General features: G+C 74.6%; 20 protein-coding genes. 9 read left to right on the top strand and 11 right to left on the bottom strand.

Features of this window, described 5'->3' with window-relative positions; translation table 11 throughout:
* Positions 1 to 50: 50 nt before the first annotated feature.
* The 3 genes from AB1207_RS04775 to AB1207_RS04765 all read left to right on the top strand — a co-directional run bounded on the left by AB1207_RS04775 (position 51) and on the right by AB1207_RS04765 (position 3111).
* Positions 51 to 1292, top strand: a complete 1242-nt coding sequence (locus AB1207_RS04775) for a glycosyltransferase (protein WP_367636651.1) — start codon at positions 51 to 53, stop codon at positions 1290 to 1292.
* A gap of 12 nt (positions 1293 to 1304) precedes the next feature.
* Positions 1305 to 2327: an endonuclease/exonuclease/phosphatase family protein gene (locus AB1207_RS04770; protein ID WP_367636650.1), complete on the top strand. Its 1023-nt coding sequence runs from the start codon at positions 1305 to 1307 to the stop codon at positions 2325 to 2327.
* A gap of 103 nt (positions 2328 to 2430) precedes the next feature.
* Positions 2431 to 3111 (top strand): class I SAM-dependent methyltransferase, encoded by a 681-nt coding sequence (locus AB1207_RS04765; protein ID WP_367636928.1) that lies wholly within the window; start codon positions 2431 to 2433, stop codon positions 3109 to 3111.
* Here the strand turns inward: AB1207_RS04765 and AB1207_RS04760 are convergent.
* The 8 genes from AB1207_RS04760 to AB1207_RS04725 form a co-directional block, all read right to left on the bottom strand.
* On the bottom strand, positions 3062 to 4300 hold the full coding sequence (locus tag AB1207_RS04760; protein ID WP_367636648.1) for an aminotransferase class I/II-fold pyridoxal phosphate-dependent enzyme: 1239 nt from the start codon (positions 4298 to 4300) through the stop codon (positions 3062 to 3064). The two genes, AB1207_RS04765 and AB1207_RS04760, sit on opposite strands and share 50 nt — an antisense overlap.
* The gene (locus AB1207_RS04755; protein WP_367636647.1) at positions 4297 to 4782 is read right to left on the bottom strand and encodes a DUF3180 domain-containing protein; all 486 of its coding nucleotides are present in this window, start codon (positions 4780 to 4782) and stop codon (positions 4297 to 4299) included. The genes AB1207_RS04760 and AB1207_RS04755 overlap by 4 nt, the downstream gene beginning before the upstream one ends.
* Positions 4779 to 5270, bottom strand: a complete 492-nt coding sequence (folK, locus tag AB1207_RS04750) for a 2-amino-4-hydroxy-6-hydroxymethyldihydropteridine diphosphokinase (protein ID WP_367636646.1) — start codon at positions 5268 to 5270, stop codon at positions 4779 to 4781. The genes AB1207_RS04755 and folK overlap by 4 nt, the downstream gene beginning before the upstream one ends.
* Positions 5267 to 5680 carry a dihydroneopterin aldolase gene (folB, locus tag AB1207_RS04745; RefSeq protein WP_367636645.1) on the bottom strand — a complete coding sequence of 138 codons (414 nt, stop codon included), beginning with the start codon at positions 5678 to 5680 and terminating at the stop codon, positions 5267 to 5269. The genes folK and folB overlap by 4 nt, the downstream gene beginning before the upstream one ends.
* A complete protein-coding gene (gene folP / locus AB1207_RS04740; RefSeq protein ID WP_367636644.1) occupies positions 5677 to 6519 on the bottom strand; it encodes a dihydropteroate synthase in 843 nt (280 codons plus the stop codon). The genes folB and folP overlap by 4 nt, the downstream gene beginning before the upstream one ends.
* On the bottom strand, positions 6516 to 7121 hold the full coding sequence (gene folE / locus AB1207_RS04735; protein ID WP_367636643.1) for a GTP cyclohydrolase I FolE: 606 nt from the start codon (positions 7119 to 7121) through the stop codon (positions 6516 to 6518). Before folE ends, folP begins: the two co-directional genes overlap by 4 nt.
* Positions 7118 to 9097: an ATP-dependent zinc metalloprotease FtsH gene (ftsH, locus tag AB1207_RS04730; protein WP_367636642.1), complete on the bottom strand. Its 1980-nt coding sequence runs from the start codon at positions 9095 to 9097 to the stop codon at positions 7118 to 7120. The genes folE and ftsH overlap by 4 nt, the downstream gene beginning before the upstream one ends.
* A gap of 256 nt (positions 9098 to 9353) precedes the next feature.
* On the bottom strand, positions 9354 to 10034 hold the full coding sequence (locus AB1207_RS04725) for a GntR family transcriptional regulator (protein WP_437178875.1): 681 nt from the start codon (positions 10032 to 10034) through the stop codon (positions 9354 to 9356).
* Positions 10035 to 10232: 198 nt separating this feature from the next.
* On the opposite strand from AB1207_RS04725, the gene AB1207_RS04720 reads away from it, so the two are divergent.
* From AB1207_RS04720 to AB1207_RS04695, 6 genes are all read left to right on the top strand, one after another.
* Positions 10233 to 11516, top strand: a complete 1284-nt coding sequence (locus tag AB1207_RS04720) for an NRAMP family divalent metal transporter (protein ID WP_367636640.1) — start codon at positions 10233 to 10235, stop codon at positions 11514 to 11516.
* A gap of 17 nt (positions 11517 to 11533) precedes the next feature.
* Positions 11534 to 12304, top strand: coding sequence for a LamB/YcsF family protein (locus tag AB1207_RS04715; RefSeq protein ID WP_367636638.1), 771 nt, complete (start codon positions 11534 to 11536; stop codon positions 12302 to 12304).
* The gene (locus tag AB1207_RS04710; RefSeq protein ID WP_367636637.1) at positions 12304 to 13107 is read left to right on the top strand and encodes a putative hydro-lyase; all 804 of its coding nucleotides are present in this window, start codon (positions 12304 to 12306) and stop codon (positions 13105 to 13107) included. The genes AB1207_RS04715 and AB1207_RS04710 overlap by 1 nt, the downstream gene beginning before the upstream one ends.
* Complete coding sequence (locus tag AB1207_RS04705; RefSeq protein WP_367636636.1) at positions 13104 to 14663, top strand: 5-oxoprolinase subunit B/C family protein; 1560 nt, start codon at positions 13104 to 13106, stop codon at positions 14661 to 14663. The genes AB1207_RS04710 and AB1207_RS04705 overlap by 4 nt, the downstream gene beginning before the upstream one ends.
* A 115-nt stretch (positions 14664 to 14778) precedes the next feature.
* Entirely contained in the window at positions 14779 to 16491 is a 1713-nt protein-coding gene (locus tag AB1207_RS04700; RefSeq protein WP_367636635.1) for an acetyl/propionyl/methylcrotonyl-CoA carboxylase subunit alpha, read from the top strand.
* Between the two features lie 20 nt (positions 16492 to 16511).
* Positions 16512 to 16751 carry a Smr/MutS family protein gene (locus AB1207_RS04695; protein WP_367636927.1) on the top strand — a complete coding sequence of 80 codons (240 nt, stop codon included), beginning with the start codon at positions 16512 to 16514 and terminating at the stop codon, positions 16749 to 16751.
* Positions 16752 to 16758: 7 nt separating this feature from the next.
* On the opposite strand, the gene AB1207_RS04690 is transcribed toward AB1207_RS04695, so the two are convergent.
* From AB1207_RS04690 to tilS, 3 genes are read right to left on the bottom strand one after another with little or no spacing between them, the layout of a single operon-like run.
* A complete protein-coding gene (locus AB1207_RS04690) occupies positions 16759 to 17295 on the bottom strand; it encodes a Uma2 family endonuclease (protein ID WP_367636634.1) in 537 nt (178 codons plus the stop codon).
* A 60-nt stretch (positions 17296 to 17355) separates the two neighbouring features.
* Positions 17356 to 17907, bottom strand: coding sequence for a hypoxanthine phosphoribosyltransferase (hpt, locus tag AB1207_RS04685; RefSeq protein ID WP_367636633.1), 552 nt, complete (start codon positions 17905 to 17907; stop codon positions 17356 to 17358).
* 16 nt (positions 17908 to 17923) lie between these two features.
* Complete coding sequence (gene tilS, locus AB1207_RS04680; RefSeq protein WP_367636632.1) at positions 17924 to 18895, bottom strand: tRNA lysidine(34) synthetase TilS; 972 nt, start codon at positions 18893 to 18895, stop codon at positions 17924 to 17926.
* Positions 18896 to 18898: the final 3 nt, after the last annotated feature.

Genomic DNA, 18898 nt, shown 5'->3' with positions numbered 1-18898 from the left:
CGCTCCCCGGTCCGATGCCCGCAACACCCCCGCCGGGGTTCGATCGACGCATGCGAATCCTCATCGGAGCCGACACCTACGCCCCCGACGTCAACGGCGCCGCCGCCTTCGCGGGCCGCCTCGCCGCCGGGCTCGCCACCCGGCACGACGTGCACGTCGTGGCTCCCGGCCGCGACCTGCGCACGACGACGACGCGCACCGCCGCGGACGTCACCGAGCACCGGCTGCCCGCCCTGCCCGTCGTCGCCGGTGGGACGGGGTTGCGGTTCTGCCCGCCCGTCGGGCTCGTCCGCGCCGCGACGCGCGTCCTGCGCGAGGTCGCCCCCGACGTCGTGCACGTCCAGAGCCACTTCCTCCTCGGCCGGGCCCTGGTGACCGCCGCGAACCGGCTGGGGATCCCCGTCGTGGCGACGAACCACTTCATGCCCGAGAACCTCACGCACCACGTCCCCCTCGGCCGCGCCGTGGAGCGCCGGCTGCACACCTGGGCGTGGGCGGACGCGGCGGCGGTGTTCACGAAGGCCGACGTCGTGACCGCCCCGACCCCGTACGCGGCGGCGCTCGCCGAACGCGCCGGGATCCCCGGCCCCGTGCTGCCCATCTCGTGCGGCATGGACCTGCGCCGGTTCTCCCCCGACCCCACCGGGCAGCGGCGGCGGGACTTCCGCACCCGGTACGGCGTCCCGGACCGGCCCACCGTCGGGTACGTCGGACGCCTCGCGCCGGAGAAGAACGTGTCCGAACTCGTCGAGGCGCTCGCCCTCGTCCGCACGGTCCGGCCCGACGTCGACGCCCAGCTGCTGCTCGTCGGCGACGGCGCGCTGCGCCCGGCGCTGCTGCGGCAGGCCGCGGCCCTCGGCGTCGCCGACCGCGTCGTCTCGACGGGTTTCGTCCCCGAGGAGGACCTGCCCGCGGCGTACCTGGCGTGCGACGTCTTCGCCAACGCCGGGACGGCGGAACTGCAGTCGCTCGTCGTCCTGGAGGCGATGGCGTCGGGGTTGCCGGTGTTCGGGGTGGACGCGTGCGCCCTGCCGCACCTCGTGCGCGACGGCGACAACGGGTTCCTCTTCCCGCACGCCCGACCCGCGGTGCTCGCCGCCCGACTGGCCCTCGTCCTGGGCGAGGTCGCGCAGGACGCGCCCGACGGCCTGCACCGGCGGATGGGCCGGCGCAGCGCGCAGATCGCGGCCGGCCACGACGAGCGGGTGACGCTGGCGCGCTTCGAGGAGCTGTACGCGCTGCGGACGTCCACCCGCCGCACCGTCCCGGCCCTGACGGGCTCGCGCGTGTAGCAGGATGGTGGGGTGCCACCGACGCCTTCCGGGCGCCCGACGTGGCGCCGCGCACTGCACGCCCTCGTCCTCGGGTACGGCGTGGTCGCGACCCTGGCCCTCGCGGTCGTCCTGGGGTCCACCGACGCTCACGCCGTCGGCTACGTCCTCGGGCTCTTCGCGCTCTGGTGGCTGGCGCCGGCCCTCCTCCTCGTCCCGGTGACGACCGCGGCGCGCTGGTGGTGGTCGGCCGCCGCCGTCGCCGCGCCCGCCGTGGCGGCCGGGGCGGTCTTCGTCCCCTACGCGCTCCACCGGGTCGACCCGGTGGACCGCGCCCGGGACCTGCGCGTCGCCACCTTCAACACCTCCAGCCACCGCGGGGCCGAGGGCCTGGCCGAGCTCGTGCGCACCGCCGCGCCGGACGTCCTGGCGCTGCAGGAGGTCGCCCCCGACCAGCGCGCCGGTTACGAGGCCCGCTACGGGGCGCAGTACCCCTACCGCAGCTGGAGCGCCACGAGCAGCCAGGGCGACGGCGACGCCGTGTGGTCGCGGTTCCCCCTGACGTCCGTCGTCCCCGTGACGGGACTGCCCGCCGGGGCCCGGCCCGCCGACGTCGTGACGCTCGACGTGGACGGGCGCCCCGTGGCGGTCGTCTCGGTGCACCAGGCCTCGCCCTGCCTGTTCTGCTCGGCGCGGGCCGTCGCGCGCAGCCCCGCGGGGTCGACGGGGAACGCGGCCCGCGTCCGCGTCGCCGAGGCGCACCGGTTCGCCGAGATCGCCGCGCAGCGCCGGGCCGCCGGTCAGGCCGTGGTCGTGGCCGGCGACCTGAACTCCGCCGAGTTCAACGAGCCGCTGCGCGAACTGCGCTCCCACGGCCTCCTCGACGCGCACCGCGCCGTCGGCACGCAACCCGGCCTCACGCGCGGCGCCTCACCGGGGTTCGCACGGGTCGACGTCGTGCTCGTCGCCGGGTTCGACCCCGTCGACACGTTCGAGGGGGCGCCGGGCGGGAGCACGCACTCCCCCGTCGTGGCCGACCTCGCCTGGCCGCGCTGAAACTCCCTGGAACCCGGCGGCGGGGGCGCCTACCGTCGCTGGCGTGACGGGTGACCTGTGGGGCCCTGACGTGGCCCGCACCTACGACGAGGACTCGACCGGGATGTTCGCCCCCGAGGTCCTCGGGCCGACGGTCGACGTCCTGGCCGACCTCGCGGGGACCGGCCGGGCGCTGGAGTTCGCGATCGGCACGGGTCGTGTCGGCCTCGCCCTGGCCGCCCGCGGGGTGCCGGTCGCGGGCGTCGAACTGTCGCCCCACATGCTCGCGGAACTGCGCGCGAAGACCGCGGCCGGGGCCCCCGCCGTCGAGGTGGTCGAGGGGGACATGGCGACGACCCGGGTGGACGGCGAGTTCTCCCTCGTCTACCTGGTGTTCAACACGATCACGAACCTGCTGGAGCAGGACGAGCAGGTCGAGTGCTTCGTCAACGCGGCCCGGCACCTCGCGCCGGGCGGCGCGTTCCTCGTCGAGGTCGGTCTGCCGGAGCTGCAGTGGTTGCCGCCCGGGGAGTCCGCCCGCCCCTTCGACGTCTCACCCGACCACCTCGGATTCGACACCTACGACCTCGTCGCCTGTCGGCTGACGTCGCACCACGTCCGGTTCGGGCCCGACGGGACGGCGTCGAGGTTCGCCTCGCACCACCGGTACGCGTGGCCGGCCGAGTACGACCTCATGGCGAGGATCGCCGGGTTGCGGCTGGAGAGCCGCTGGAGCGGGTGGGACCGCGCGGAGTTCACCGCGGCGTCGCGCTCGCACGTGTCGATCTGGCGCGGGACGCGCTGATCGATGTGGCGGAAAGCGCGCTGAGGAACTCCCCGATCCGGCGCAGCCCCTCGGTGAGCTCCTCCCGGGACGCGGCGTAGGACAACCGCACGTGGGTCTGCGCCGTCCCCTGAGCGGACGCGAAGTCGCGGCCGGGGGTCAGCGCCACGTGGTGCTCGGCCAGGGCCCGGGCGCAGAACTCCCAGGCGTCCAGACCGCTGGACCGGACGTCGAAGTAGACGTAGAACGCCCCGTCCGGGACGACGGGGACGGGCAGCCCCAGCGCGTCCAGGCCGTCCAGGACGAGCCGCCGCCGGGCCGCGAACTCGAGGCGCCGCTCCTCGCACACGGCCAGCGAGGCGGGGGTGTAGCAGGCCAGCGCGGCCTGCTGCAACGGTGTCGAGGCGGCGATGAAGTAGTTCTGCGCCAGCCGTTCCACGGGTTCGACGAGGGCGGGCGGCAGGACCGCCCAGCCGAGCCGCCACCCCGTCATGCCGAAGTACTTCGAGAAGCTGCTGACGACGACGGCGTCCGGGTCGGCGGCCAGGACGGTCCGGGCGGGCGTCCCGTCGGGCGCCGGGTCGGCCAGGTCGAGGTAGATCTCGTCGACGACGCGCCACGCGTCGCGCGCGGCGACCTCGGCGCACAGCGCCGCGAGCTCGGCCGGGGCCACGGACGTGCCCGTCGGGTTCGACGGCGAGGCGACCATGACGACCGACGTCGCGGGGGTCCACGCCCGCCGGACCGCGTCGGTGGACAGCTGGTAGCGGTCCTGCGGCGTCGTCGGCAGCGTGAGGGCCCGACCGCCGAAGGTCGAGATCAGCTGCCGGTTGCAGGGGTAGGACGGGTCGGCGAGCAGGACGTCGTCCCCGGGGTCCACGGTCGCGGCGAGGACGAGGAGCAAGGCGGCCGACGCCCCGGACGTCACGGCGATGCGGGCGGGGTCGACGTCGACGCCGTGCCGGTCGCGGTAGTTCCGCGCGATGGCGGCGCGCAGTTCCGGCAGCCCGAGCGCGGGCGTGTAGGGCAGGGGACGCCCGTCGGCGACGTCGCGCAGCGCGGCGAGCACCTCCGGCGGGGCGCCGAAGTCGGGTTCGCCGATGCTGAGCCGGACGACGTGGTGACCCTGCGCGGCCAGCTCGGCGGCGCGCTGGCCGATCGCGAGCGCGTGGAACGGCTCGGTCGTCTCGGCGCGCTGGGACAGCTTCACGCCCGGCCTCCCCCGCTCGCGCGCACCCCGGTCTCGTCGTCGTCCTCGGGGGGCACGCGGCACCAGCGTTCGACGACGAGGCCCGCGACGAGGAGCAACGCCGAGACGACGACGTCGCCGACGGCCACCCACGCCTCGGACCGGCGGGCGGCGATGTGCAGGGTGGGCAGGTAGTGCACGCCCCAGCCGAGGAACACCCCGACGAGCAGGGCGCCCGCGACGGAGGCCGCCTTGGCCAGCGCGGCCGTGCGGGCGGCGCGCAGCGCGTCGATGCGGCGGCTCTTGTCGCCGTCGACCCACTGCTTGACCGGCCAGCCCACGCCGAGGACGGCGAGGACGAGCAGTCCGATGGTGAAGGTGGTGCGCCACATGAGGTCCGGTTCGGCGTGCCCGCCGGCCACCCAGACCTGCAGGCCGGACCAGGCCCCGACCGCGGCGAGGAACCCGAGGGCGAGCAGCAGCCCGGGACGGGTCGGCTTCACGCGGTCCCCTCCCCGAGGCGCCCCAGCAGGTCGGCGACGCGCCCTCCGTGCGGTCCGGGCAGCACGGCGTCGGGGTCGAGCTCCAGCCAGGGCCCGAGGACGAAGTCCCGCTCGTGGGCGCGCGGGTGGGGCAGGACGAGCCCGTCCTCCTCCAGCACGGTGTGGCCCACGGTGACCACGTCGACGTCGATGGGGCGCGGCCCGTCGGGGACCTTGGTGCTGCGGTCCAGACCCAGGGCGGCCTCGACGGCGTGCGCGGCGGCGAGCAGCGCGTGCGGGTCGAGGTCGGTGCGGACGAGGACGACCGCGTTGAGGAAGTCCGGCTGGTCGGGCACCGTGCCGACGGGGGCCGTCTCGACGATGGTGGAGACCGCCTCCACGGTGATCCCGTCGGTGGCGGCGAGGGCCCCGACGGCCGCGTTCAACGTCGCGGCGCGGTGCCCGACGTTGGCGCCGAGCGCCAGCACGGCCTCGACCGCCGGGCTCACGAGCGGCTCCTGCGGACGCACAGCTCGACGTCCGCGAACGGGACGGGCACGGGCGCCTGCGGCTTGTGGACGACGACGTCGACCGCGACCACCCGCGAGGAGGCGGCGAGGGCGACGTCGGCGAGGCGCTGCGCGAGCGTCTCCAGCAGCGCGACCGGCTCCCCCGTGAGCACCGCGACGAGGTCCTGCGCGAGCAGGCCGTAGTGGACGGTGGCATCGAGGTCGTCGCCCGTGGCGGCCTCACGCGTGTCGAGGTGCAGGGCGACGTCGAGCGCGAAGTGCTGCCCCAGCTCGCGTTCGGCGTCCAGGACGCCGTGCCGGCCCCGGCCGGACAGCCCGCGCAGGACGATGCGGTCCAGGGGGCGGCCGTCGGCGTCGAGGACGGGACCGGCGGTGTCGAGGGAGCTCACGGCACGCTCACCCGTGCGGCCTCGCGCCAGGCGCCGACGACGCGGACCGCGGCCACCGAGGAGGCGACGTCGTGCACGCGCACGCCCCAGACCCCGCGGTCGGCGGCCAGCCCGGTGACGACGGCCGTGGCGGCGTCCCGGTCCTCCGGCGGGGGCACGACGCCGTCCGGCCCGGTGAGGAGGGCACCCAGGAAGCGCTTGCGCGACGCCCCGACCAGCAACGGCAGCCCGAAGCGCTCGAGCTCGTCGAGGCGGGCGAGCAGGGTCCAGTCGTGCTCGGCGCGCTTGGCGAAGCCCAGCCCGGGGTCGAGCACGATGCGGTCGCGGTCGACCCCGGCCGCGGTCACCGCCTGCAGGCGGGTCTGGAGCTCGGCGCTCACCTCGGCCACGACGTCGTCGTAGGCGGCGAGGGAGTTCATGACGTCCGAGGCACCCCGCCAGTGCGAGAGCACGTACACGCAGTCGAGCCCGGCGACGGTGGCGGCCATGTCCGGGTCCGCCAGCCCGCCGGAGACGTCGTTGACGACGACCGCCCCGGCCTCGACGACCGCCCGGGCGGTCGCGGCGCGCATGGTGTCGACGCTGACGGGCACACCCGCGGCCACGAGACCTTCGACGACGGGCAGGACGCGGCGCAGCTCCTCGGCGGCGTCCACGCGCGTGGCGCCCGGGCGGGTGGACTCCCCTCCGACGTCGATGAGGTCGGCACCCGCGGCGTGCAGCGCGGTGCCGCGCGCGACGGGCTCGGCGGTGTGCCGGCCCCCGTCGGAGAAGGAGTCCGGCGTGACGTTGAGGACGCCCAGGACGCGCGTGGGGCCCGGGGCGAGGAGGGGGTTCACCGGTGGCCCGCGACGATGAGGCTCATGGCCTCGGCGCGGGTGGCGGCGTTGCGCAACGACCCGCGGACGGCGGAGGTGACGGTCTTGGCGCCCGGTTTGCGCACGCCGCGGTACGTCATGCAGGAGTGCTCGGCCTCGACCACGACGATGACGCCGCGCGGGTGCAGGTGCTCGGTGAGGGCGTCCGCGACCTGCGTCGTGAGGCGCTCCTGCAGCTGCGGCCGCCGGGCGTAGACGTCGACGAGGCGGGCCAGCTTCGACAGCCCCGTCACCCGGCCGTGCTCACCGGGGATGTACCCGACGTGCGCGACGCCGTGGAACGGCAGGAGGTGGTGCTCGCAGGTGGACTGGACCTCGATGTCCTTCACCAGCACGAGCTCGTCGTGCTCGAGCCCGAAGTCGGTGACGAGGACGTCGGCCGGTTCGAGCCACAGGCCCGCGTAGAGCTCGGTCGCCGCCTTCGCCACCCGTTGCGGGGTGTCGCGCAGGCCCTCGCGGTCCGGGTCCTCACCGATGGCGAGGAGGAACTCCCGGACCGCGTTCTCGGCCCGCACCCGGTCGAACGACCGACCGCCCGCGGCCGGCGTCCCCGTGCTGCTCACGACTGCTCGTTCGACCCGTTCTCGTAGTTCACCGGCGTCTGGAACCCGCCGGCGTGACCGTTGAGCTGCCCGGGGGTGCTCACCGGCGGGATGTCCGAGACGTGCCGGCGCTCGGAGGACAGCCACACCGGACGCTGCGGGCGCTTCACCACGGGGGCGAAGATCTCCGCGAGCTCGGCCTGGTTCAGCGTCTCCTTGTCCAGCAGGGCGACGACGAGCGCGTCGAGGACGGGACGGTGCTCGACGAGCACCTCCCACGCCTCGTCGTGCGCGGCTTCGATGAGCCGGCGCACCTCCTCGTCGACGATGCCGGCGAGACCCTCGGAGTAGTCGCGCTCGTGGCCCATGTCGCGGCCGAGGAACACCTCGCCACCGCTGGAGCCGAGCTTGATCGCCCCGACGCGTTCGCTCATGCCGTACTGGGTGACCATCTTGCGGGCCATCCCGGTGGCCTTCTCGATGTCGTTGCTCGCCCCGGTCGTCGGGTCGTGGAACACGAGCTCCTCCGCCACGCGACCACCGAGGGCGTACGCGAGCTGGTCGAGGATCTCGTTGCGCGAGGTCGAGTACTTGTCCTCGGTGGGCAGGACCATCGTGTAGCCCAGCGCCCGGCCGCGCGGCAGGATCGTCACCTTCGTCACCGGGTCGGTGTTGGCCATGGCGGCGGCCACCAGGGCGTGCCCGCCCTCGTGGTAGGCGGTGACCCGCAGCTCCTTCTCGTTCATGCGACGGGTGCGCTTCTGCGGGCCGGCCATGACGCGGTCGATCGCCTCGTCGAGCGCGCTGTCGTCGATGACCTTCGCGTCGGCGCGGGCCGTGAGCAGCGCGGCCTCGTTGAGGACGTTGGCCAGGTCGGCGCCGGAGAAGCCCGGCGTGCGGCGGGCGACGGCCTCGAGGTCGATGTTCGGTGCGAGCGGCTTGCCCTTGCCGTGGACCTGGAGGATCTTGTGGCGACCCTCCATGTCGGGGGCCTCGACGGCGATCTGGCGGTCGAAGCGGCCCGGGCGCAGCAGGGCGGGGTCGAGGATGTCGGGGCGGTTCGTCGCCGCGATGAGGATGACGTTCGTCTTGACGTCGAAGCCGTCCATCTCGACGAGGAGCTGGTTCAGCGTCTGCTCGCGCTCGTCGTGCCCGCCGCCCATGCCGGCGCCGCGGTGGCGACCGACGGCGTCGATCTCGTCGACGAAGATGATCGCGGGGGCGTTGGACTTGGCCTGCTCGAAGAGGTCGCGGACGCGGCTGGCGCCGACGCCGACGAACATCTCGACGAAGTCCGACCCGGAGATCGAGTAGAACGGCACCCCGGCCTCGCCGGCGACGGCCCGGGCGAGCAGCGTCTTGCCGGTGCCGGGCGGGCCGTAGAGCAGGACGCCCTTGGGGATCTTGGCCCCGACGGCCAGGAACTTGGCGGAGTCCTGGAGGAACTCCTTGATCTCGTGCAGCTCCTCGACGGCCTCGTCGGCGCCCGCGACGTCGGCGAACGTCGTCTTGGGGGTGTCCTTGGTCATCATCTTGGCCTTGGACTTGCCGAACTGCATGACCCGGCTGCCGCCGCCCTGCATCTGGCTCATGAGGAACCAGAACAGGAGGATGAGGAGCAGGATCGGCCCGACGGTGAACAGCAGCGACTGCAGGATGCCGGTCGTCGGCACCTCGTCGGTCACGCCGTCCGGCGGCGGGTTGTCGTCGAGGGCCTGGACGACGTCGACGCCGCGCTGGGAGATGTAGTACGAGCGGACCGACGTGGCGCCGTCGACCGTCTCGCCGGACTTCAGCGTGAGGTCGATCCGCTGGTTGCCGTCGGTGAGCGTGGCCTTCTGGACCTTGTCCTGCTCGATCAGCTGCAGCGCGCGGGTCGTCGAGACCTCAGCCGTCCCGCTGGACGCGAAGAAGGAGGCGCCGATCGCGACCGCCGCGATCGCCACGACGATCCACAGCCACGGGCCCCTGACGATGCGCTTGAGAGTGTTGGGCATCTGTGAGGGGTCGCCCCCCCGTCCCTCCTGCTCGTTCCTGCCTGACGTTCGACGGTACACCGCGCCACCGACACGCCGGTGACGCTCCTGGGAGCCGGCGACGTGACGGAGGCCCGGGCACCCTCGCCGCAGGTCCTACGCCGGTCGAACGGGCGGGACGGGGACGCTGTTCCGCCGGACTCCTGCCGTTTCGCTGTGAGCTGAGCGACAGCCGGCCGACCGTCGGGCAGGTGGGGGCCCAGCCGGCCCGGGCGCCTCAGCCGACCCCGAGCCGGGAGAACGCCCCGAGCACCGTGCGTTCGGACTCGGTCAGGTACTCCTCCAGCTCGCGCGCCGCCGCGGCCCCGCCGTCGGCGGCGAAGGTGTCGAGCACCGAACGGTTGCGGGCGACGAAGCGGCCGTGGAGCGTCTGCGGGTCCCCGATGAGCAGGAAGGCCAGGCGCAGCTCGGCGGCGAGCTGCCGGTACAGCCGCAGCAGGCGCGGGCTGTCCGCCAGCGAGACGAGGGCCTCGTGGAAGGCCATGTTCGCGGTGCCGACCGCCACCCAGTCACCCTCCGCGACGGCGACGTCCGCGGCGGCGACGGCGGCCCGCATCCGCTCGACGGCGGGGTGCGAGACGTCCGCGCGGGCCAGCACGCCGGTCTCGACGTGCCGCCGGACGCGGTAGATGTCGAGCACGTCGGCCACCCGGGGCGAGGTCACGGACACCCCGCGGTGCGGGACGTGCTCCAGCAGGCCCTGCTCGGCCAGGACGCGGAAGGCCTCGCGCAGCGTGTTGCGGGAGACGTTGAAGCTCTGGGCGAGGGCCGCCTCGGACAGGCGCTGGCCGGGGCGCAGCTCGCCGGCCACGATCCGCGCGCTGAGCAGCCGGGCCAGGGTGCCGCCGGCCTCGCCGCCCGTCGCGGCCTCCGAGCCGCCGTCGGGTGCAGGGGTCAGCGTGGCGGCCTCGGTCACCTCGCCATCGTAGGTCGCCGACCGCGCGCGACCGGCGGGACGCGGAGTTCACACGAACGCAACACGACGCAACGCGTTGTTCAACAATCTGCGCCATTGTGTTCTTCAACCAGCGGTGACAGAGTGCTGCCGTCCGGCAGCCCCGCCCGCAGCAGCGTCGCCACGTCCCCGGGAGCCCCCATGACCGAGCGCCCCGCCCAGGAGAGCGCCAGCACCGCCACCGACTCGACCTCGTCGCTCAGCACGACGCGCAGGAGGCCGGGCCGCGGGCCCGTCGTCGGCGCGATCTTCCTCATGGCGACGTCCGCCATCGGCCCGGGCTTCATCACCCAGACCGCGACCTTCACCGCCACGCTCGGGGCGGCGTTCGCCTTCGCGATCCTGCTGTCGATCCTCATCGACTTCGCCGTGCAGATGAACGTCTGGCGGCTCATCACCGTCACCGGCAAGCGCGCGGGCGACCTGGCCAACAGCGCCGTGCCCTACTCCGGCCACGTGCTGACGGTCCTCGTCGTCGTCGGCGGCCTGGCCTTCAACATCGGCAACATCGCCGGTGGCGGGCTCGGCCTCAACGCCCTGCTCGGGCTCGACCCGAAGGTCGGCGGCCTCGTCACCGGGCTGCTCGCGATCGCGGTGTTCCTCTTCAAGCGGGCGGGGACGGTCGTCGACCGCGTCGTGCTCGTCCTGGGGGTGGGCATGATCGTCATGACGGTGGCCGTCGCCATCGCCTCCGGTCCCCCGGTCGGTGACGCGTTCCGGCAGACGTTCGTGCCGGACACCGTGAACTTCGCGACCGTCACGACGATCGTCGGCGGCACGGTCGGCGGGTACATCACCTACGCCGGCGCGCACCGCTACCTGGCCTCCGGCCAGACCGGGCCCGAGCACGTGCGCGCCGTGCACCGCGCCTCGCTCACCGGCATCCTCGTCACCGGCGTCATGCGCTACGTGCTGTTCCTCGCCGTCCTCGGCGTCGTCGCCTCCGGCGTGGCCCTCGACCTGTCGGGCCGCGCGGCCAACCCCGCGGGCCAGGCGTTCGGCGCCGTCCTCGGCGACGCGGGCATCCGCATCTTCGGGGCGATCTTCTGGGCCGCGGCCATCACGTCGGTCATCGGCGCCGCCTACACGTCCTCGACGTTCCTCTCCACGTTCTCCCGCCGGCTCGCCGGCGGGTGGCCGCTGCAGCTGACGACGGTCGCGTTCATCGTCGTCTCGCTCGTCGTCTACCTGGCCATCGGCACCGCGCCGGCCGCGCTGCTCGTCTTCGTCGGCGGGTTCAACGGGCTGATCCTGCCGATCGGCCTGACGGTGTTCCTCTACATCGGGTGGTTCCGGCAGCGCGACGTCCTCGGCGGGTACCGCTACCCCGTGTGGCTGCTCGTCGCCGGGACGGTCGCGCTGGCGATCAGCTTCTTCATGGCCTCGCAGTCCGTCGGCCCCGTCTTCGACTTCCTGTCCGCCTGAACCCCGGAGGAACACCCGTGACGACCATCGACCTGAACTCCGACCTCGGGGAGAACACCCCCGACCGTCCCGTCTCCGACGACGCGGCGATGCTCGCCGTCGTCAGCAGCGCGAACGTCTCGTGCGGTTTCCACGCGGGCAGCCCCGAGGGCATCCGCGAGACCGTGCTGGCCGCGTCCCGGGCCGGGGTCGCGATCGGCGCGCACCCGGGGTACCGCGACTACGAGAACTTCGGCCGCGAACGCCTCGACCTGCCCGCGGCGACGCTGCAGGCCCAGGTCGAGTACCAGCTCGGGGCCGTCTGGGCGCTGGCCCGCTCGGCCGGCGACGCCGTGGTCTACGTCAAACCCCACGGCGCCCTCTACAACACCATGGCCGTGGACGAGGCCACCGCGGCCGTCGTGGTCGCGGCGGTCAGGGCCGTCGACCCCTCGCTGGTGCTGCTGGGCCTGGCCGGCGGCGTCGCCCTCGACGTCGCCGACCGCGCCGGGCTCGCGACGGCGGCCGAGGCGTTCGCCGACCGCGCCTACACCCCGGCCGGGCAGCTCGTCTCCCGCAAGGAGCCCGGCGCAGTGCTGCACGACGCCGACCTCGTGGCCCGGCGCATGGTGCGGCTCGTCGAGGAGGGCGTCGTGGAGGCGGTCGACGGCACGGACGTCCCCGTGCGGGCGCAGTCGCTGTGCGTCCACGGCGACAGCCCGGGCGCGGTCGCGATGGCGAGCGCCGTCCGCGACGCGCTCACCGGCGCCGGGGTCACGATCGCGCCGTTCGTCGCGCGAGCCGCCTGATGGTGCGGCTCGCCCCCGAGGAACTGCGCCGCGCCGCGCGGGACGCCCGCGCCGCCTACCGGTCCGGGCACGTGGAACCCACCAGCGGTGTCGCGCCCGGGTTCACGCAGGCCAACCTCGTCGCCGTCCCGGCGGACTGGGCGTTCGACCTGCTGCTGTTCGCGCAGCGGAACCCGCAGCCCTGCCCCGTGCTCGACGTCCTGGAGGTCGGGCAGGTGGAGTCGGCGCTCGCGCCGGGGTCGGACGCGCGGACCGACCTGCCCGCCTACCGCGTGTTCCGCGACGGGCGGGTGGTCGAGGAGGTCCGCGACGCGACGCCGTACTGGGACGGGCTCGTGGCCCTCCTCATCGGGTGCAGCTTCACGTTCGAGACGCCGCTGCTCGAGGCCGGGATCCCCGTGCGTCACCAGGAACTCGACCGGAACGTCCCCATGTACCGGACGGACCGGGCGTGCGCGCCCGCCGGCCGGTTGCGCGGCGACCTCGGCGTCTCGATGCGTCCCGTCCCGGCCGACCGGGTCGCCGACGCCGTGGCGATCACCGGCCGGTTCCCCGCCGTGCACGGGGCACCCGTCCACGTCGGGGACCCGGCGGAACTGGGGATCTCGTCCCTGGACTCCCCCGACTTCGGGGACCCGCCCGTCGTCCGCGACGGCGAGGTGCCGGTGTTCTGGGCGTGCGGGGTGACGCCGCAGGCCGCGGTGCTGGCCTCGCGCCCGCCGTTCGCGATCACCCACGCGCCGGGGCACATGTTCGTCACGGACGTCCTGGACCGCGAGTACGACACGGGGCTCCCGTCGTGAGGTTCCTGCCCGCCTCCGACACCGCCGTGGTGGTGGAACTGAGCGACCTCGACGAGACGACGCGGTTGTTCACCGCGCTGCTCGCCGCCGACCTGCCGGGGGTCCGGGAGGTCGTCCCGGCGGCGCGCACGATCCTGCTCGTGCTCGACCCGCGGGCCACGTCCCCCGCCGACGTCGTCGACCGGGTGCGGGCGGTGGAACCGTCGAAAGAACTCGTCGCCTCGGGCCGGTCGGTGACCCTCGACGTCCGCTACGACGGGCAGGACCTGGACGAGGTCGCGGGGTTGCTGGGGTGCTCCGGCGAGGAACTCGTCCGGCGCCACCAGGCCGCGACGTGGACGGTCGCGTTCACGGGGTACGCACCGGGTTTCGGGTACCTCGTCGGGGACGACCCGCTGTTCGACGTCCCGCGGCGGTCGTCCCCGCGCACCCGGATCCCCGCCGGTTCCGTCGGCCTGGCCGGGACGTTCTCCGGCGTCTACCCGCGGGAGAGCCCGGGAGGCTGGCAGCTGATCGGCCGCACCGACGCGGTCATGTGGGACATCGACCGCGACCCGCCCGCGCTGTTCGGGCCGGGCACGACGGTCCGGTTCCAGCAGGTCGAGCGGGACCTCGTGGTGCTCCGGGCGCCGGATCCGGAACCCGTCGCGTCGCCGTTCTCGGTCGACGTCGTCTCCCCGGGGGTGCAGCTGCTGCTGCAGGACCTCGGGCGCCCGGGCCACCTGGCCGAAGGGGTGGCCGCCTCCGGAGCGGCCGACCGGGGTGCGCTGCGGTGCGCGAACCGGGCCGTCGGGAACTCTCCGGGCACCGCCGTCCTGGAACTCGCCGGGGGCGGGGCCGTGCTGCGCTTCACCGGCGCCGGTGTGCTCGCCCTGGCCGGGGCGGACACCGACGCGTCGGTGGTGGCGGCGGACGGAACGCGTCTCCCCGTCCCGGCCGCGCAGCCCGTGGCCGTCGAGGACGGCGACGAACTGCGGCTCGGGGCGCAGCGTTCCGGGGTGCGCACGGTCGTCGCGGTCCGCGGAGGTCCCGCCGTCCCCGCCGCCCTCGGGTCGCTGGCCACCGACACGCTGTCCGGCGTCGGCCCCCGCCCGCTGGCCGCCGGGGACCGCCTCGCGCTGCACGGACCCGCCGCTGCCCCGCACGCCGTCGACCCCGGCCCGCACCCCGTCGCGGAACTCCCCCGCCGCGGGCAGGTCGTCGAGCTCGACGTCGTCCTCGGGCCACGCACCGACTGGTTCACCGACGAGGCGGTGGCATCCCTGCTGGCCCAGGAGTGGGAGGTCACGCCCCGGTCCGACCGCGTCGGCCTCCGCCTGGCGGGAACGCCGCTGGAACGCCGCCGCGCCGGGGAACTGCCCAGCGAGGGTGCCGTGACCGGCGCGATCCAGGTCCCGCCGGACGGGCAACCCGTCCTCTTCGGCCCGGACCACCCCCTGACCGGCGGGTACCCCGTCATCGGCGCCGTCGTCGACGCCCACCTCGACCTGGTGGGTCAGCTGCCCCCCGGCGCCCGCGTCCGCTTCCGCTCCCGCGCCCCCTTCGCCGACCTCTGACCCAGCCCCGACCCGCGTGGAAAACACTCCTTCCGCCCCTGTGGGGGCGTCCCGAGGGCGGAAAGAGTGTTTTCCCCGCAGCCCCGTGACCACCTGAACACCGGAGGTAGCTGTCGTGAAGACCGTCCTGATCGCCAACCGCGGCGAGATCGCCGTGCGCGTCGTCCGCGCCGCCGCCGAGGCGGGGCTGCGGTCCGTCGCCGTCTACGCCGACCAGGACGCCGGCGCCCTGCACGTCCGGCTGGCCGACGCGGCCGTCGCGCTGCCCGGCACCACCGCGGCGGAGACGTACCTGGACGTGGACGCGCTGCTGGCCGCGGCGGAGACGTCGGGTGCTGACGCCGTCCACCCCGGCTACGGGTTCCTGTCCGAGAACGCGGAGTTCGCGCGGGCCGTCGAGGCCGCAGGGCTGACGTGGATCGGGCCGGCCCCGGAGACCATCGAGGCCCTCGGCGACAAGGTGACGGCGCGCGCCATCGCCCGCGACGCCGGCGCCCCGCTGGCCCCGGGGTCGACGAGACCGCTGGCCGATGCCGCGGAGGCGGAGGCGTTCGCCGACGAGTTCGGGCTGCCCATCGTGGTCAAGGCCGCGCACGGCGGCGGCGGACGCGGGATGCGGGTGGCGCGCACGCGCGAGGAGATCCCCGACGCCTTCGAGTCCGCGACCCGCGAGGCCGTCGCCGCGTTCGGCCGCGGTGAGTGCTTCGTGGAGAAGTTCCTCGACCGCCCCCGGCACCTGGAGGTCCAGGTGCTCGGCGACGGGAGGGGTTCCGTCACGGTCGTCGGGGACCGGGACTGCTCGCTGCAGCGCCGGAACCAGAAGCTCGTCGAGGAGGCGCCCGCCCCCGGCCTCACCGCCGAGCAGCGCGAGACCGTCCACCGCGCGGCCCGCGACATCTGCGCCGCGGTGCAGTACCGCGGCGCGGGGACCGTGGAGTTCCTGCTCGGCGCGGACGGCACGTTGTCGTTCTGCGAGGTGAACACCCGCCTGCAGGTCGAGCACCCCGTCACCGAACTGGTCACGGGGACCGACCTGGTGCGCGAGCAGTTCCGCATCGCCGAGGGGTCCGGGCCGTCCTTCCTCACGACGCCCGAGCCGCGGGGCCACGCGTTCGAGTTCCGAGTCAACGCCGAGGACCCGGGCCGGGGGTTCCTGCCCAGCGCAGGCCGGGTCGAGGAGCTGCGGGTGCCCTCGGGTCCGGGCGTGCGGTGGGACGGCGGGGTCGAGGCCGGCGACACCGTCCAGGCCGCGTTCGACTCCCTCGCCGGGAAGCTGCTCGTCCACGCCGCCGACCGCGACACCGCGCTGGCCCGCGCCCGCCGCGCGCTGGCGGAGTTCCACGTCACCGGCATCGCGACCGTGCTGCCGTTCGCCCGCGCCGTCGTCGACGAACCGGACTTCTCGACCGACGGTTTCGCCGTCCACACGCAGTGGATCGAGTCCGAGCTCATGCCGCGACTGGAACCGCAGCTGCGCCCGGCGCCGGTCACCGCGCCGGCGTTGCGCCGCTTCCCCGTCGAGATCGACGGGCGGATGGCGACCGTCGGGCTGCCCGCGGAGTTCCTCGCCGCGCTCGGCTCCGTCGCCCCCGCCGCTGTGGAGGACACCGGTCCGGAGGAGGACGCCCTCACCGCCTCAGCCCCCGGGACGCTGACGAGCTGGCTCGTCGAGGACGGGGCGGAGGTCGCGGCGGGTCAGGACGTCGCCGTCGTGGAGGCGATGAAGATGGAGGCGCGTCTCACCGCCCACCGGGCGGGGACGCTGCGGCGGGTCACCTCGGAGGGCACCGCGATCGGCGCGGGTGAGGTGCTCGCGCGCATCGGGTGAGGTGCAGAGTGGGCGGCGTGATGTCCGTCGACCTGCACTCCGTGTTCCGCAACACCCGGGACATCGACACCACCCTGCGGACGTTCGTCCTGCGCGCGGCCGCCAGCGGCGAGCCGAGCGCGGAGATCATCTGCGGCAAGGGTGAGGGCAAGCTGCGCGCGCGGGTGCTGACGTACCTGCGGCAGCCGCAGATCGCGAAGCTCGTCACGGGCGCCGCCGTCGACCCGGACAACGAGGGGCGGGTCGTCCTGCGGTTCTGAGGGAGCGTCAGCGCCAGCCCAGCGCGGCCGCGACCTCGTCCGTGCCCACTCCCAGCACCGCGCTGCGCTGCTCCAGTCGATCGGGACCGGAGAGCACCTGGACCGACGACGTCTGTGGAGTGACGACCCAGACCTCGCCGACCCTCCGCTCGAAGTAGTACGGGACCTTGGCCCACGTCTCGTCGCCGGGGGACTCGAACTCCACGACGACCTCGACCGACGGGACGTAGAGGGTCGACTCCTCCAGGGGTGTGGACGTCCATCCCATGTCGGGCACCCGATAGTCGCGGTCCCCGGTTCCGAGGTTGAACTCCCCCATGGGGGACAGCCCCCGCTCGGCCGCCGGGGCGGCGAGCGCGATGCCGAGCCGGTACGCCAGCCGTCCGTGGCTGCTGTGCGCGTGCGGAACCACGTGGTAGACCCCGTCCCAGACCTCGTCGCGGCTGTCCTGCCCCAGCCGGCGCCGCTCGGCGAGCCAGTCGTCCAGCGCGTCACCGTGTGCCACGACGGTTCGGGGCGCAGACCGTTCGACGGTGGTGCTCATCGCTGCCTCCTCCGACGCTGTGGAGCCTTCGATCAGGATGCCACGGGAGCCCGACCGACCTCAGCTGTAGACGTGCGGCGCCAGGGTCGCGACGCAGTCCAGGTTGCGGTACTTGTCCGCGAAGTCCAGGCCGTAGCCGACGACGAACTCGTTGGGGATGTCGTAGCCGATGTAGGACACGTCGACCTCGACCTTGGCGGCCTCGGGCTTGCGCAGCAGCGCGCACACCTTGACCGAGGCCGGGCCGCGGGAGGACAGGTTCGCCAGCAGCCAGGACAGCGTGAGCCCGGAGTCGATGATGTCCTCGACGACGAGCACGTGGCGGCCGGAGATGTCGGTGTCGAGGTCCTTGAGGATCCGGACGACGCCGGAGCTCTTGGTGCCCGAGCCGTAGGAGCTGACGGCCATGAAGTCCATCGACAGCGGGATGCTCATGGCGCGCGAGAGGTCGGCCATGACCATGACCGCGCCCTTGAGGACGCCGACGAGCAGGACGTCCTTGTCGGCGTAGTCGCGGTCGAGCTCGGCGGCGAGCTCGGCGATGCGGGTCGCCACCTGCTCCCGGCTCAGCAGGACGTGCTCGAGGTCGGTCCCGGCGGTGGCGGCGTCCACGCAAGTCTCCCGTGGGTCATCTGTCTGGGTGGGGGGTGAGCACGAGCCTGCCACACGCGCGGGCGCCCTCCGCACCGCCCGGCAGGTGCACGGGCCCCTGCCCGCGCCAGTCCAGCAGCAGCGCCTCGAGCGCGTCGACGTGCCCCGCCGTGAGTGCGCTCGCGGAACACCCGACGGCGAGCGCCGCCGACCGCAGCCACCGCCGGCGCAGAGCGGCCGGGGCGGCGAGGAGGTCCTCGACGGCCGCCGACCCGTCGGCGAAGGGGTCGGCCTGCGCGGCCAGGGCGTCGAGCGCATCGGCGTCGTCGCGGGCGGCGCGGGCCGTCCGGGCCAGGGCGGCGGCGACCCCGGGACCCAGCGCGGACTCCAGCAGCGGCAGCACGTCGCGGCGCACCCGCACCCGCAGGAACCGGTCGTCGGCGTTGGCGGGGTCCTCCCACACGGGCAGGTCCTCGTCCGCGCAGGCCTGCCGGACGGTCTCGCGGGCCACACCGAGCAGGGGTCGGTGGAGGAGTCCGCGGGCGGCGGCCATCCCGGCCAGGGACCGCGTCCCGGACCCCCGGGCCAGTCCGAGCAGCACGGTCTCGGCCTGGTCGTCGAGGGTGTGCGCCAGCAGCACGGCGACGGCCCCCACGTCGGCGGCGACGGACTCCAGCGCGGCGTACCGGGCGGTCCGGGCGGCCGCCTCGAGACCACCCGTCCGGCCCACCGCGACCCGGACCGCGCGGACCGGGTCGAGCCCGAGCGCGTGCCCGAGCGCGACGACGCGGTCGGCGACGGCGGCCGAGTCCGGGTGCAGGCCGTGGTCGACGGTGACGAGCCCCGCCGGGCGTCCGGCGGTCCGCGCCTCGAACGCCGTGGCGGCGGCCAGGGCGAGCGAGTCGGCCCCGCCCGAGCAGGCGACGAGCACCGGCCCGGGCGGCAGGTCCCGCAGGCAGTGCCGGACGGCGACCCGCACGGCCGCGACGGCCGCCGGGGGTCCGCTCACGGC

This window comes from Kineococcus endophyticus (assembly GCF_040796495.1).
GTDB classification, from domain to species: domain Bacteria; phylum Actinomycetota; class Actinomycetes; order Actinomycetales; family Kineococcaceae; genus Kineococcus; species Kineococcus endophyticus.
The sequence above is the reverse complement of the archived record's forward strand: the minus strand, read 5'-3'. Positions and strand labels throughout refer to the sequence as shown.

Coding starts and splice junctions, on each gene's coding strand:
- AB1207_RS04775 (WP_367636651.1), top strand. CDS start 51: ATGCGAATCCTCATCGGAGCCGACACCTACGCCCCCGACGTCAACGGC.
- AB1207_RS04765 (WP_367636928.1), top strand. CDS start 2,431: ATGTTCGCCCCCGAGGTCCTCGGGCCGACGGTCGACGTCCTGGCCGAC.
- ftsH (WP_367636642.1), bottom strand. CDS start 9,097: ATGCCCAACACTCTCAAGCGCATCGTCAGGGGCCCGTGGCTGTGGATC.
- AB1207_RS04720 (WP_367636640.1), top strand. CDS start 10,233: ATGACCGAGCGCCCCGCCCAGGAGAGCGCCAGCACCGCCACCGACTCG.
- AB1207_RS04710 (WP_367636637.1), top strand. CDS start 12,304: ATGGTGCGGCTCGCCCCCGAGGAACTGCGCCGCGCCGCGCGGGACGCC.
- AB1207_RS04695 (WP_367636927.1), top strand. CDS start 16,512: ATGTCCGTCGACCTGCACTCCGTGTTCCGCAACACCCGGGACATCGAC.
- AB1207_RS04690 (WP_367636634.1), bottom strand. CDS start 17,295: ATGAGCACCACCGTCGAACGGTCTGCGCCCCGAACCGTCGTGGCACAC.